The organism is Bacillus cereus group sp. BfR-BA-01453, assembly GCF_022662915.1.
Lineage (GTDB): Bacteria > Bacillota > Bacilli > Bacillales > Bacillaceae_G > Bacillus_A > Bacillus_A paranthracis.
Genome location: NZ_JAKUEN010000013.1, coordinates 14,079 through 29,131, shown reverse-complemented (window position 1 = coordinate 29,131; position 15,053 = coordinate 14,079). Strand labels below are relative to the sequence as shown.

The following is a 15,053-nucleotide window of genomic DNA, read 5'->3' as shown; positions in this document are numbered from 1 at the left end:
TCACTTTATACGCTCGATTGTAAACTAGTCTATCTAATTTGTACAATACGAAAAGGTTACTCGTGGGAGTAACCTTAGTAAATGAAATTTATATCAGCGATTATTGAAATATATCGACTTACCGACAATTAACGACAAAATTCGCCCGCTATTTGAAAGACTCAACCTACCGCTCCAAAACAATTCGCTGCTTCGTAATTTCAGCCAACCTTCCGCCGTCAACTTCATACTCAGTATCAACACTTTGCGGCACCATCACTTTCCCGCGCTCAAGCGTCACTTCCGGCGAAATAATATCCCTCTCCCAGTGCCTACTAGAGGCAGATATATCACCTGGAATCGTAAAGTTAGGCAGTGAGGCGAGGGCAACATTTTGTGCTCTTGAAATCCCCATCTCCACCATACCGCCGCACCAAACGGGTATGTTATGCTCCATACAATAATTATGAATTTGGATTGATTCTGTTAATCCGCCCACTCGCCCTGGTTTAATGTTAACGATTTGGCAGCTGCCAAGCGTAATCGCAACGCGTGCATCTTCTAAACTATGGATACTTTCGTCCAAACAAATTGGCGTTTCTATTTTCTTTTGCAACTGTGCATGATCAAGAAAATCGTAATCCGCTAGCGGTTGCTCAATCATCATCAATTGGAATTCATCTAGTCGTTTCAGACTCTCTGTATCCGCTAATGTATACGCTGAATTTGCATCAGCCATTAACGGGATATGCGGGAACTCTTTACGAATCTCTTTCAATAATTCATAATCATGCTCTGGCTTTATTTTCACTTTAAAACGCTCGTATCCTTCTTCCGCGTACTTTTCAATTTGTTTTAACATAACCGGAATTGTATTGATACCAATCACAACACCCACTTCAATTTCAGCCTTCGTTCCGCCAAGCACTGTCGCTAACGATTTGTTTTGACGCTTCGCATATAAATTCCAAACAGCCCCTTCAATTCCCGCCTTTGCCATTCGGTTTCTTTTTATATGCTGGAACAAACTTGGCACTTCATTCGGATGAGAAATTTCAGCCTTTAATAAATCCGGTAATAAAAAGTCTTGCAGTACATGCAGCGCCGTCTTCACTGTTTCTTCCGTATACCACGGTTCAGAAAACGCAACAACTTCGCCAAATCCAATGTACCCGTCCTCATCTTCTAATTCAATGACGATACTCTCACGCTTTTCATACGTTCCGTAGCTTGCAGCAAACGGGATGACGAGTGGCATTTCCGTTATATGAAGTGTCGCTTTTTTTATTTCCACTTACATCTCCTCCACTAATTGTCTTAACTCTCGTCTTAACAATTTTTTCGAAGCATTTCGTGGTAATTCCTCTAAGAACCACGCTTTTTTCGGCACTTTATATTTCGCTAATTTCTCCTGGCAAAAATGAAGAATTTCTTCTTCTGTTATCTCTCCGCTTTTTACAACAAAAGCAGCGGGTACTTGTCCCCATTTATCATCAGTCATACCGACAACACCAGCTTCCGCTACCGCCGGATGAGAAAGCAACACTTCTTCAATTTGAGCTGGATATATATTCTCTCCGCCAGAAATAATTAAATCACTGCGGCGATCTAATACGTATAAAAATCCTTCTTCATCTAAATAACCGAGGTCTCCAGTATGAAGCCATCCGTTTTGAATTGTCTCACGCGTCGCATCTTCACGGTTAAAGTAACCGCCTGTTACGTTCGGTCCTTTTACTACGATCTCGCCTTCCGCAAATGGCGATACTACGACGCCATCTTTTTCAATACGAAGTTGGCACTGAAATAGTGGTTTTCCAGCTGATCCTACTTTCGTTAACATATAATCTGCGGACAACGTACAAATTTGCGACGACGTTTCTGTCATACCGTACGTTTGATACACAGGAATTCCTTTTTCTACACACGTTTCTAATAATGGTTTCGGCGCTGGTCCTCCTCCAAGTAACATACATCGTAAAGAAGATGGATATGTCTCTCCTCCTAGTCTCTCTAATAAATCAGTTAACATTTTAGAAACGACAGAAATAATCGTTACACCTCTCGTTTGAAGTGCTTTATGAATAAAATCAGCATCATATTTCGGAACGAGTAAAATGCGCATGCCGTACATAATGTTTTTCATTAAAAGAGATAGCCCGCCAACGTGGAACATCGGCATACAAGCCAACCAGCAATCATCATCACGAAGCCCTAAATTAAGCGAAGAGCCAACCGCGCTTGCCCAATGATTGCCGTACGTTAAAATAACGCCTTTCGGTTTGCCTGTCGTCCCAGACGTATAAATAATCGTCATCGCTTCTTCTAAAGAGAACTCTTCTTGTATAGAGGCTTCCTCTTTTGGTCCATTCATTATGTTAGTGAATGAATAGACAGGAATATCTTTAGCCTCAAAATCTTGATCCGTCACTAAACAAATAACTTCAGCATCATCCATTTGCCAAAGTAGCTCTTCTCTTGAAAGACGCGTATTTAAAAGCACAGCTACTGCACCTACGTACGATAGGGCGTGAATAACTGTAATCATCTCCATACCATTTTTCATCAGAACAGCCACCTTTTGCCCACGCTTCACTCCTACATGCGTGAGGTGTCCACAAACAGATACTACTTTTTCATGTAGCTGCATAAAAGTAACTTTCTCTTCCTCTATTTCAATTGCAGTGCGATCTGGTGTTAAAAATGCACGTTGCATTAACCAATTTGGCATCGTCTCCATCATTCATTCTCCTTTCATGAAAGAAAGAGACTTGATATGACATCAAGTCTCTTAGTTGTTTTGTTTCCGGTTTGATCTTATCCAGCTGCTCCTCCTAGCCCCTTCCGTCTAAGAACCTTCCGCACGAGAAAGTAAAAAACACTTTCTGTGCGAAAGAACCTTAGCCTACGAGGCTAAACAGTCGGCTCCGCTTTTAAAACATCCAGCTACAGCAGCTAGAATGTTCGGTGGCTTCACTTCTTCCTACGAGGCAAAAAGCGCCTCTACGTCAGAAGCTCCATCCCCCTCACATTCTGAACGAGCTGCTTCCGCTTTTAGTTTGATCACGGGAAACGAGGGAATTGACCGAAGTCCGGACTGCGTTTTTCTTTGAATGCGTCACGACCTTCTTTTGCTTCGTCAGTTGTGTAGTACAATAACGTTGCATCTCCAGCTAGTTGTTGAATACCAGCTAGACCGTCTGTGTCTGCGTTGAATGCAGCTTTTAGGAAACGAAGTGCCATTGGGCTGTTTGCTAAAATTTCTTGTGCCCATTGTACTGTTTCTGCTTCAAGTTGTTCTAATGGTACTACTGTATTTACTAAGCCCATATCAAGCGCTTCTTGCGCGTTGTATTGACGGCATAGGTACCAAATTTCGCGAGCTTTCTTGTGGCCTACCATACGAGCTAAGTAACCAGCTCCGTATCCACCGTCAAAGCTTCCTACTTTAGGACCTGTTTGTCCGAATACAGCGTTGTCTGCAGCAATTGTTAAGTCACATACGATATGAAGTACGTGCCCACCACCGATTGCATAACCTGCTACCATTGCGATAACTGGTTTAGGAATTGCGCGAATTAGACGTTGTAAGTCTAATACATTTAAACGAGGGATTTGGTCGTCACCTACATATCCACCATGACCGCGAACTTTTTGGTCGCCGCCAGAACAGAATGCACGTCCACCTTCACCTGTTAAAATGATAACGCCAACATTTGCATCATCACGAGCATGTGCAAAAGCGTCGATTAACTCCATTACCGTTTTAGGACGGAATGCGTTATGTACTTCAGGGCGGTTAATCGAAATCTTTGCGATACCATTGTATGTTGAATAAATAATATCTTCGTAATTGCCTTCTTTTACCCATTCAATAGCCATTACAACTACCTCCTTGTATATTTCTGATCTCCTCTATAAGTGTAACTTCATTCTTAACTGAAAAAAGCATCACTGCATAGTTTTTAGAAATCCCTTTACTATTGTATCAAACTTTTCCGGTTGTTCCACATGAATTGCATGGCCAGCACCATCAATTTTGACAAATTTCGCGTCAGAGACGCATTTTTCGATATTTTTTAATATGCGAAAGAACTTTTCATCATGCTCACCGTTCATTAAAAGAACAGGCATTTTTAAGTTTTTCAGCTCATTCCACCATGAAGGCTGAGCCCCTGTTCCCATGCCGCGCAAGCTATTTGCAAGCCCTTTTTGATTGTTAGCAAGTCGCTCTTTTCGCACCGCTTCTTGTACGTTTTGTGCTAAACGTTTTTGCGTTTCAAACAGCGGAATACTTTCCCACATCGATACAAAACTTTCGATGCCTTCTCGCTCAATTTTCTGAGCAAGTCGCTCATCTTTTTCACAGCGTTCTTTTCGCTCATCTTCCCTTTCAAGCCCAGCTGTACAATTTTCTAATAAAAGAGAGCGTACATATTCTGGATATAGACACGCCATCGTAATCGCCAGTCTACCGCCCATTGAATAGCCAAGTATGTGCGCTTTTTCAATATGAAGATAATCTAGTAGTTCTTTCATTTGCAACGCTACATTTCGAATATTATAATGCGTCACATCTTCAGGGCTTTCCGTTTTTCCGTGCCCAACAATATCTACTAAAATGACTTGAAATTGCTCACTCCAAGAAGGAACGAAGGAACGCCACGTCTCCATGCTTCCCGTAAAACCATGAAGAAGTAGAAGTGGTTCCCCGCTTCCGACTACTTCATATTCATACGATACACTTTGCAGCGTTACGTTCATTTTGATTCACCTTGCAACGATGTAGTAATTACATCCTGTGTTTTTGCCCATAACGTACGGTGCAATGTTAAGTTTTCATCACGGTTCGTACAAATTTCTACAACGTGTAAACCTTCTTTCGTTGCACCCTTTTGTACTTCTTCTCGGAACTGCTCCCAGCCATTTACACGGCTAAATGAACCACCGTACATTGTAACAACATGCTCATAATCAAGCCCAATTGGAGTTCCAAATAATGATTCGAAATGTTCCTTTTTCTCATATTGTGGTAAGAATGAGAAAATACCACCACCGTCATTATTTACAACGACAATCGTTATGTTTAATTCATGTAATTTTGCGGCTAGTAGTCCATTTAAATCGTGATAGAATGATAAATCACCAATCACTAATACGAGCGGATCGCAAATCATGCTCGCTCCTAAAGCTGTCGAAATGATTCCATCAATCCCATTTACACCGCGATTTGCCATTACTTGAATGTCTTTATCCGATGTGAAGAAGAAAGAATCTGTATCACGAATTGGCATACTATTACTTGCAAATAACGTTGCCCCTTCTGGTAATACGCGGACAATATCTGTAATGACTCTTCCTTCAAATGCCGTATCATATGTTTCCATTTCACGAAGTGTTTCCTTCGTTTTTTCGTTTATATGTTGCCACATTTGGGACCAATCATTCTTTTTCATAACTGGCATTTTTTCTATTAGTGCACTGCAAAATGCAATATCACTCGCTTGGACAACTTCTGTTGCAACGAGAGCTGGATCTCTCCATTGTCCTGATTCGTCAACAACGATATGAACAGCTTTCGTTTGTTTTTTAATGAATTGCGTTAATGCTTTCGAAACAGGCATACCACCGAAGCGAATTATAACTTCCGGCTTCCACGTTTCTTTTAACAATTCATTTCGTAAAAATGTATCGTAACAGTCGATTACCATCGTTTTATCGTGGTGTCCACTACGAATGTTAGAAAGTGGATCCGCTAATATTGGATATCCCGTTTTTTCAGCTAGTTGCGTTGCAAACGTTGCGATTTCTGAATGACTATCATCTCCACAAATAATAAGCCCCTTTTCCATATGTGAAAGGCGCCCTACAAGAGAATCTACATATTCACTCGGCATCACCGCGTTCCCTCGCTGAACTACTCCTGTATATTCTCCGCGTCCTTTATCCCATAAACTTTCTAATGAGAAGTCCGGGATGAGCGGTTCGCGAACCGGAAAATTAAGATGAACAGGTCCTTGCGGTGCTAAAAGCGCGCTTGCTATCGTGCGCTGCGTTGTCATGCGAGCGTAATGATACATCGCCTCATTCGCTTCTGGAAGTGCCATCTCTGTAAATTGCTTCACAAACGTGCCGTATAAATTAATTTGATTCATCGCTTGTGGTGCACCGACATCTCTTAATTCATGCGGTCTATCTGCCGTTAAGACGATAAGCGGCACTCGCGAATGAAAAGCTTCACATACAGCTGGATAGTAGTTCGCTGCAGCCGTTCCTGACGTACATAATAATGCAACAGGACGTTTTTTCGCTTTTGCAATACCGAGCGCAAAAAATCCTGCAGATCTTTCATCTACATGTAAATATGTGTTCATTCCTTCATGTTGTTCCATTAGTAGAGCAATCGGCGTTGACCGTGAGCCTGGACTAATGACAACATCACATACATTTAGACGCGTCAGTTCATCCACGAACGCGCCTAAATAATATGATAATGCTTCTATATGATTGTTCATTTCATTAATTCCTCCAAAGCACCAAGCATCGGTCTAAACTTCAAACTTGTTTCTTCATATTCAAGTTGTGGTACTGAATCAATTACAATCCCGCAACCGGCGAATAAGGATGCTTTCTCGCCATTTAATAATCCGCAGCGAAGTGCAACCGCAAATTCACCATTTCCTTCATCATCTATCCAGCCAATCGGTGCACCATATAATCCTCTGTCTAACAATTCAACATCACGAATTAGTTTCATCGCTTCTAAACGAGGTGTCCCGCCAAGAGCTGGTGTTGGATGTAATTCTTCTACCATCGTTAAAAGACTCGCGTCGCCTTTTGCCTCTACAGGCGTATATAAATGAATTAAGTTTTTCGTTGTTAATAGACCGGGACTCTCCGGAATATTAACGGATTCGCAGTGCTCATTTAATACCGACCTGATCATGTTCACAACATAACCGTGTTCAGCTAAATTCTTTTCATCATGAAGAAGCGCATCACTATTTCGCTTACTTTCTTCTATAGATTGACCATGACCAGTTGAACCAGCAAGACACATTGAAGTAAACTTCTCATCTTCTTTACGAATTAATCTCTCTGGCGTCGCTCCTAAGAAGCATGCTCCTTTATAATCAAAAGAAAATACGTAACAATCTGGTTGCCCAATGCGAAGTGCTTCTAAAACAAGCGCAGAATCAATATGATGATCCATCTCTACTTTTAGCTCCCTCGCTAATACAACCTTCTGCACGTTCCCCTGCTTCATCTCATCTTGCACTTTCTCAATGGACTTCATCCAGCCTTTCGGATCCACTTCTACTTTAGAAGTAACTGTTAATTTCGATCCTTCTAGTGCACATTTACTCTCCTCAAAAATTTTCTCTTCTAAAGAAACAATTTCGTTATAAAGAGTTTCTGCACAATCTGTTGCTGAAACGAATGTATTCATTGTTAACCATGCTTTTTCATTTTTTACAGTTAATAAAAATGCCGGTAGTGAAAATGTCGTATCATCAAATTCTTTCCATAAATCTGTTTTCTCTTTTTCTTGGTCAAATGAAAATCCACCAAATAAAAGAGGACCTGTTCCAAATTCGTATCTTTCTCTTTGTACAAATGCTTTCTCTTTTACTTTATCCCACTCGTCACGAGCAGTTTGAAAGCGTTTGTGAGAAGCAGTTGCTATAGTGAAAACAGAACCAATTCCAGCAAATATTACATGCTGAGCTGGGTCTGCAAAATAACATCTATTTTCGAATGAGATTCTTTTTCCTGCTGCATAAAACAGAAGTGGATCCATCCAGTCTATTTTTTTTACAAAACTAACCAATATTTTTTCATCAGTTGCATGCTTAATGGCTGCACTTAGAACTTCCTGCAAGCCTTTTTGTTTCGTTTGAATCACAATTGTCTCCCCCCTATGGGCGAAAAATAGTCATAATTACGCTTGATTTTAAGATACACCTCAAACGAAAGGCCTGTCAACGTTTAGCATTTCTGAGAAATTCACCTTCTCTTCCTAGAAAATAAACGTTGACACTAAATGATGCTTTTTCTACACTTAGTTGTGTACAATATGTGACCAAAGGAGGATTCAACATGGAAATGAACGTCGAAACGAATTCCTCTCCTACGGCGCCAAAGCCAAGCAAGCAAACAGGCTGGCGCATTTGGTGGAGTTTACTACGTCCCCATACATTAACAGCAGCTTTCGTTCCTGTTTTCATCGGAACAGCCTATGCAATGCAGGTCGGAGGTATAAATCAAATACATCTCCCTCTTTTCCTTATAATGCTTCTTGCTTGTCTTCTCATTCAGGCAGCAACAAACATGTTTAATGAATATTTTGATTATAAAAGAGGACTTGATCACGAAGGTTCAGTTGGTATCGGCGGCGCTATCGTTCGCGATGGCATTCAGCCAAAAACAGTACTTAACTTAGCATTTGGATTTTTCGGTATCGCAATACTATTAGGTGTTTATATTTGTATGAATTCTAGCTGGTGGCTTGCTGCAATCGGTCTTGTTTGTATGGCCGTTGCTTACCTTTATACAGGCGGTCCACTTCCAATTGCATATACACCATTTGGAGAGTTAACAGCCGGATTATTTATGGGTGTCATTATTATTGGGATTTCATTCTTTATCCAAACTGGAACTGTAACATCAGAAGTCGTTTTACTATCTATTCCAAGCTCGATTTTAATTGGTGCCATTTTACTAGCTAATAACATCCGTGACTTAGATGGCGATAAAGAAAACGGTCGTAAAACGTTAGCCATTCTCGTTGGACGCGAGCGAGCGGTCGGTGTACTTGCTTCTATGTTCATCGTTTCCTACATTTGGACAATTGCTTTAATTATCGTGGGCATTGTATCACCATGGATGCTTATCGTATTTTTAAGTGCACCGAAAGCATTTAAAGCGACGAAAGGCTTTATCGGCAAAAGCATTCCAATGGAAATGGTACCTGCGATGATAGCAACAGCAAAAACAAATACAATCTTCGGTCTCCTCATGGGAATCGGATTATTGCTTGGATATTTCCTTTAAAAGGAGCTGCTAATGCGGCTCCTTTTTCATATACCAATTTCAGCTCATAATTCCTACTCGCAACGCTCATACTATGTAAAGAAACTGAATTGTAGGAAGGTGGACGACTATGTTAACTCCACAACAAATAAATCAATTTAAATCCGTTTTAGAAAAACAAAAGCAAGAACTAGAGCAAACGATACAAACACACGAAAATGAAGATCGTGCATCTGAACGTGAATCTGTTGGAGAATTATCTAGCTATGATAACCATCCGGCTGATATGGCAACAGAGCTATATGAGCGTGAAAAAGACTTCGGACTTATTGAACTTTGGCATAAACAGCTAGAGGATACGAAACATGCCCTGCAGAAAATAGAAGTGGGTACGTACGGCATTTGCGAAGTGTCTGGTGAAGAAATTCCATTTGAAAGATTAGAAGCAATGCCAACCGCTACAACATGCATCCAGCACGCGACAAATAAGCTAAATCTGAATACACGACCAGTCGAAGAAGAAGTTTTATCTCCTTCTTTCCACAAACATGATGAAGATCGTTCTGTTGAATATGATGCAGAAGATGCATGGCAAGATGTTGCTAATTACGGAACATCTGAAACACCATCTGATTTAGAAAGACAAGATTCGAAAAACTATAATGGCATGTACGTAAATAGCGAAGAAAACGTAGGCTACGTAGAGGATTTCGAAAACTTTATCGGTACGGATATGCATGGGAAAAATCTGCAAGTTTTCGCTACGGAAGAGCATGAAGAATATGAACAAATGCTTGATGACTTTGAAGAGCGTACCTTTAAGGGCGAATTATCTTCAAATGAATCGAGTTCCAAAGAATAAAAAAAAGCATTCCGAAAATCGGAATGCTTTTTATCGCTAGCTAATTAGTTTTTTGTAACGTTAGCAGCTTGTGGTCCACGGTTACCTTCAACGATTTCGAAAGAAACTTCTTGACCTTCTTCTAAAGTTTTGAATCCGTCACCTTGGATAGCTGAGAAGTGAACGAATACATCGTCTCCACCTTCAACTTCGATGAAACCGAAACCTTTTTCGCTGTTGAACCATTTAACTTTACCTGTTTGCATGTCATGTACCTCCTAAATAAAAATGAAACTATGAATCCACATGAAAAGGTGGATATAAAGGACATGAATGTATAACAAGCTTACAGCCTTTAATTCAACGTGCTTTATTTCCGTACCACATTATGTAGCTCAATAGTGATTTCACTATATCACGCTATATCCAAAACGTCAAATGAGAACACTTTCATTCCACCATTTTTTTATGATTTTAATATAGTGTTGAATTTCCATATTCATATTTTATCCCGCCATTTACGGGCAGCTTGATTGGCGGGAACTGCTAATCCGTTTTGGATGCTCCCACTTTATTTAAAAATTAACAAAACTAAAGTATTCTAATCCTGTTAAATTCTGTACAATATAAGTATCTATTACATACGAGGTGAAAAAATGAGAGCACATGAAATCGAGTATAAATTATACGGCGATGATATGCAGTTTGTTGAAATTGAGTTAGACCCAGAAGAAAGCGTTATTGCAGAAGCTGGCGCAATGATGATGATGGAAGATTACATCGAAATGGAAACAATCTTCGGTGATGGTTCTGGCCCATCTGGAGGTTTATTCGGAAAATTAATGGGCGCTGGTAAGCGTCTCGTTACAGGGGAAAGCATGTTTATGACTGTATTTACAAATACAGGTCACGGCAAGCGTCACGTATCCTTTGCTGCTCCTTATCCGGGTAAAATTATTCCTGTAGATTTAACAGAATATCAAGGGAAAGTAGTTTGTCAAAAAGATGCGTTTCTTTGTGCCGCAAAAGGCGTTTCTATCGGCATTGAGTTTACGAAAAAAATAGGAACTGGTTTCTTCGGTGGTGAAGGTTTCATCATGCAAAAACTTGAAGGTGATGGACTTGCTTTCATGCACGCAGGCGGAACTGTATACAAACGTGAATTAAAGCACGGCGAAAAACTTCGCATTGATACAGGTTGTCTCGTTGCCATGACAAAAGACGTTAATTACGATGTCGAGTTCGTTGGAAAAGTAAAAACAGCTCTATTTGGCGGCGAAGGTTTATTCTTCGCAACGTTAGAAGGACCTGGAACAGTTTGGATTCAGTCCTTAACACTTAGCCGCTTAGCAGCACGTCTGACAAGCCCAGCAGCGCAAAGCACTGGTGAAGGTAGCGTTTTAGGTGGACTTGGTCGTTTATTAGATGGAAAAGAGTAAATAGGGCCCTTATAGGGCTCTTTTTATTTAGGTGGACTATACAAACCACTTCGAATCATATAATACTCCATCACTTCGTTAAGCCACACTTCTTCTCCTTGAAAACTCACCAATTGAATAGCCTTCTCTTTTGCTTATCTTACACTCCTCCTAACAGTATGTTTACAAAAATCATACTCCCTCACGTAACTGTAGTTTCAAGGTTTTTTTCTAAAAGAATGAATCAAGTCCCTCACTGCATATATTGAACTATACCTTTTCTTAAGGAGGCTCCCTTAATGCGTACTCCTTTATCCTTTGATAAAGATACTGCCATACTGTTAGCTTCTTGTTGTGAGTTAACGTATGAACAATATAAACAAAATGGGATTTTTGAAATACCAGATGGTTTTCAATATGTACAAGGTTTTCAAGGAAAAACCATTCAAACGACAGAATGGTTCGGATTCATACTAGAATCTGAGGATACCGTTATTGTAGCTTTTCGCGGGACACAAACAGATACAGACTGGATTATCGATTCACTCGTTAACCAAAAACCATATCCATATGCTTTAAATAGCGGAAATGTCCATAACGGCTTTCTTTCCATTTATGAATCTTGCCGAGATTCTATTATGGATATGCTCGTATCATTACCAGCCCATAAGAAACTTCTTGCAACAGGTCATAGTTTAGGCGGCGCGCTCGCTACACTACATATACTCGATGCGCGTATAAACACTGCCTTCGCACAGTACGGTCTGTATACATTTGCCTCCCCAAAAGTGGGAGATATCGCCTTTCGGAATTATTATAAACTGCAAGTAGCTAGTAGCTTTCGTTTCGTCAATTTATTTGATGTCGTTCCACTTCTTCCTCCTCGAAACATAAATTTTAATGACCAAGACTGGGAATATGCACACGTTCATCACAACATGACTTTTACAAAAAACACAAAATCGATTGCAAATAATCATGCCATGACAACATACAAAACATGTCTGACTTCTCATTTTTAACCAGTAAACAATTGGAAATAAAATATCCTTATAATATAATAATATATGAAATTATTTTTGGATGAGGGGACCTTACATGCTAAAATTTATCTTTGCACTTTTTCTCATTGTAATTTTTACGTTTACAGGTTTCTTTACATTTTCATACTTTGCGACAGGAGAATATGATGGAACAGGTATCATATATACTGCGATCCCATTTCTTTCTTAAGCAAAAAAGAAAACCGAGCTTAATGAGTTTAAGCTCGGTTTATTTATTAGTGTTAAATTTTGTCGGTAAACCGATATATCTTAAAAATCGCCGATATAAATTTCATATAATCTTTTCCAACGTAGCAATCTCTTTAAATTTGCGTAACTGTATTACCAATACCCCAAATCTCATTACTATACTGTAAAATCGTTCGATCGCTCGCAAAATGACCAGATTGTGCAATATTTAAAATCGACATTTCGAGCCACTTCGTTCGGTTCTCATAAGCTCTACCAACAGCTTCTTGCTTTTCCGCATATGGGCCAAAATCTCGCAGGACGAAATATTCATCATTTTGAATAACAAGAGAATCGTAAATTGCTTCAAATTCAGCTCCCGACTGTGCAAAGAAACCATTCGTTAACTGGTCTACTACCTTCTTAATGTGCCCATTGTGGTGATAATAATCACTTGCACGATATCCACCATTTTGATAGTAATGAAGAACTTCTTCGGCTGTTAAACCGAAAATGAAACAGTTATCATCACCGACTCTATCTTTTATTTCAATATTCGCTCCGTCTAACGTGCCGAGCGTAATCGCACCATTCATCATAAATTTCATATTGCCTGTTCCGGATGCTTCTTTACTCGCTGTTGAAATTTGTTCACTTACATCGGCCGCTGGGAATATATCTTCCGCTACAGACACTCGATAGTTTTCTAGAAAGATAACTTTCATATATTGGCTTACGTACGGATCGTTATTCACTTTCCTTGCAAGTTCGTTTATTAATTTAATAATTTTTTTCGCATAGTAATAGCCAGGTGATGCTTTCGCTCCAAAAATAAAAGTACGCGGATAAAATGTAAAACTAGCATCCTCTTTCAAACGGTTATACAAATATAAAATATGAAGAACATTTAATAATTGTCGCTTGTAAGCATGTAGCCTTTTTACTTGCACATCAAAAATAGAATTAGGATCAATTGTAATCCCCATTGTATTATGAATACGCTCTGCTAAAATCTCTTTACGCTCTTGTTTTACCTCTGCAAATTTCTCTTGGAAACTCGCATCGTATTGAACTAATTGTAGCTCTTGAAGCTTAATCGGTGCTTTCTTCCACTCTGTTCCAATCGCCTCTGAAATAAGGTTTGTCAGCTGTGGATTCGCCTTCATTAACCAACGTCTATGAGCGATTCCATTCGTTTTATTATTAAACTTATCTGGATAAAACTCGTAAAACAATCGCATTTCACGTTGTTTTAAAATCTCCGTATGAATTTTTGCTACACCGTTTACGCTATGGCTACCGACAATTGCTAAATGAGCCATTTTCACAAGATCATGCGCAATAATCGCCATCTCTTCAATGCGATGCCATTCATACGGATAACGTTCCCAAAGCTCATGACAGAAACGTTCATTGATCTCTTCAATAATCATATAAATTCTCGGTAATAACGGTTTAAAAATGTGAATTGGCCATTTTTCAAGAGCTTCTGATAACGTCGTATGATTCGTATAAGAAATCGTTTGCGTTGTTATGTGCCAAGCTTCTTCCCATGCTAGTTTTTCTTCATCTAATAAAATACGCATCAGTTCTGGAATCGCCAAAACTGGATGGGTATCATTAATATGAATCGCAATTTTCTCATGTAATTGACGAAGGTCACCATATCTTTCTCTATGCATACGAACAATATTTTGCAAGCTTGCTGATACGAGAAAATACTGTTGTTTCAAACGAAGTATTTTCCCCTCATCATGCGTATCATCTGGATATAAAAACTCCGATACCGCCTCTGTTTCACGCTTATATTTCAAAATATCTTTGCAATTTTGTGGGAAAGGAACTGGTTCCGCATTCCAAAGTCTAAGTGTATTTACAGTACTCGTCTCATAACCTACTACTGGAACGTCATATGGTACGGCCATAATTACTTCTGCATTTGTATGCCTGAATTCTAAACGCCCATCAATGTAGAGCGTTTCAACATTGCCGAAATAACTTACTTCTACAGCTTGATCATGCCTTCTTACTTCCCATACATTTTCATGAAGAAGCCACTGTTCTGGAAATTCAACTTGATAACCATCAACAATTTTTTGATCAAATAAGCCGTGTTTGTAACGAATTCCGCACCCATGACCTGGTAAGTTTAAAGATGCAAGTGAATCAAGGAAACAGGCTGCTAACCGTCCAAGTCCACCATTTCCAAGACCTGCATCTGCTTCCACCTCTTCTAATTGTTGCAACGAAATTCCAAGCTCAGAAAGCCCTTGCTCACATACATCCTTGATGCCTAAATTTAATATGTTACTTCCAAGCAAACGTCCAAGTAAAAACTCAATGGATAAGTAATACATTTGCTTTCGCTCTCCAGACCGATAACTTTCATTCGTTGCAATCCATTGACTATTCATATACTCACGTACCATGTACCCAAGCGTATTGTATTGATCACGAGTTGTAGATTCTTTGAAACTTTTACCATACATCGTCTCTAACTTTTCTAGAAAAGCTGATTTGAAACTTTCAACATGAGTAAACATCTCTTCA

13 protein-coding genes are annotated in these 15,053 nt (G+C 39.6%); 5 read left to right on the top strand and 8 right to left on the bottom strand.

Going from position 1 to position 15,053, the window contains the following annotated elements; all coding sequences use genetic code 11:
* Positions 1-166: 166 nt before the first annotated feature.
* From menC to MR070_RS21020, 6 genes are all read right to left on the bottom strand, one after another.
* Positions 167-1,273: an o-succinylbenzoate synthase gene (menC, locus tag MR070_RS21045; RefSeq protein ID WP_242261949.1), complete on the bottom strand. Its 1,107-nt coding sequence runs from the start codon at positions 1,271-1,273 to the stop codon at positions 167-169.
* Positions 1,274-2,719: an o-succinylbenzoate--CoA ligase gene (locus tag MR070_RS21040; protein ID WP_197225481.1), complete on the bottom strand. Its 1,446-nt coding sequence runs from the start codon at positions 2,717-2,719 to the stop codon at positions 1,274-1,276.
* A 323-nt stretch (positions 2,720-3,042) separates the two neighbouring features.
* Positions 3,043-3,861, bottom strand: a complete 819-nt coding sequence (menB, locus tag MR070_RS21035) for a 1,4-dihydroxy-2-naphthoyl-CoA synthase (protein ID WP_000963876.1) — start codon at positions 3,859-3,861, stop codon at positions 3,043-3,045.
* A gap of 69 nt (positions 3,862-3,930) precedes the next feature.
* Positions 3,931-4,743, bottom strand: a complete 813-nt coding sequence (gene menH / locus MR070_RS21030) for a 2-succinyl-6-hydroxy-2,4-cyclohexadiene-1-carboxylate synthase (RefSeq protein ID WP_138320866.1) — start codon at positions 4,741-4,743, stop codon at positions 3,931-3,933.
* Entirely contained in the window at positions 4,740-6,494 is a 1,755-nt protein-coding gene (menD, locus tag MR070_RS21025; protein WP_044793637.1) for a 2-succinyl-5-enolpyruvyl-6-hydroxy-3-cyclohexene-1-carboxylic-acid synthase, read from the bottom strand. Before menD ends, menH begins: the two co-directional genes overlap by 4 nt.
* A complete protein-coding gene (locus tag MR070_RS21020) occupies positions 6,491-7,885 on the bottom strand; it encodes an isochorismate synthase (RefSeq protein WP_044793638.1) in 1,395 nt (464 codons plus the stop codon). The genes menD and MR070_RS21020 overlap by 4 nt, the downstream gene beginning before the upstream one ends.
* 194 nt (positions 7,886-8,079) lie before the next feature.
* Here MR070_RS21020 and MR070_RS21015 point away from each other — a divergent pair, with 194 nt between their 5' ends.
* Entirely contained in the window at positions 8,080-9,033 is a 954-nt protein-coding gene (locus MR070_RS21015) for a 1,4-dihydroxy-2-naphthoate polyprenyltransferase (RefSeq protein WP_000425747.1), read from the top strand.
* Between the two features lie 109 nt (positions 9,034-9,142).
* Positions 9,143-9,874, top strand: coding sequence for a yteA family sporulation protein (locus MR070_RS21010; protein WP_242261948.1), 732 nt, complete (start codon positions 9,143-9,145; stop codon positions 9,872-9,874).
* Positions 9,875-9,918: 44 nt separating this feature from the next.
* Here the strand turns inward: MR070_RS21010 and cspD are convergent, their stop codons facing one another.
* On the bottom strand, positions 9,919-10,119 hold the full coding sequence (gene cspD, locus MR070_RS21005; RefSeq protein ID WP_001193054.1) for a cold-shock protein CspD: 201 nt from the start codon (positions 10,117-10,119) through the stop codon (positions 9,919-9,921).
* Positions 10,120-10,509: 390 nt separating this feature from the next.
* Here cspD and MR070_RS21000 point away from each other — a divergent pair, with 390 nt between their 5' ends.
* From MR070_RS21000 to MR070_RS27090, 3 genes are all read left to right on the top strand, one after another.
* Positions 10,510-11,292 carry a TIGR00266 family protein gene (locus MR070_RS21000; RefSeq protein ID WP_001201256.1) on the top strand — a complete coding sequence of 261 codons (783 nt, stop codon included), beginning with the start codon at positions 10,510-10,512 and terminating at the stop codon, positions 11,290-11,292.
* 278 nt (positions 11,293-11,570) lie between these two features.
* Complete coding sequence (locus tag MR070_RS20995) at positions 11,571-12,293, top strand: lipase family protein (RefSeq protein WP_001260122.1); 723 nt, start codon at positions 11,571-11,573, stop codon at positions 12,291-12,293.
* 76 nt (positions 12,294-12,369) lie between these two features.
* Positions 12,370-12,504, top strand: coding sequence for a hypothetical protein (locus MR070_RS27090; RefSeq protein ID WP_000911070.1), 135 nt, complete (start codon positions 12,370-12,372; stop codon positions 12,502-12,504).
* A 133-nt stretch (positions 12,505-12,637) separates the two neighbouring features.
* On the opposite strand, the gene glgP is transcribed toward MR070_RS27090, so the two are convergent.
* Positions 12,638-15,046 carry a glycogen phosphorylase gene (gene glgP / locus MR070_RS20990; RefSeq protein WP_139896297.1) on the bottom strand — a complete coding sequence of 803 codons (2,409 nt, stop codon included), beginning with the start codon at positions 15,044-15,046 and terminating at the stop codon, positions 12,638-12,640.
* Between the last annotated feature and the right edge of the window lie 7 nt (positions 15,047-15,053).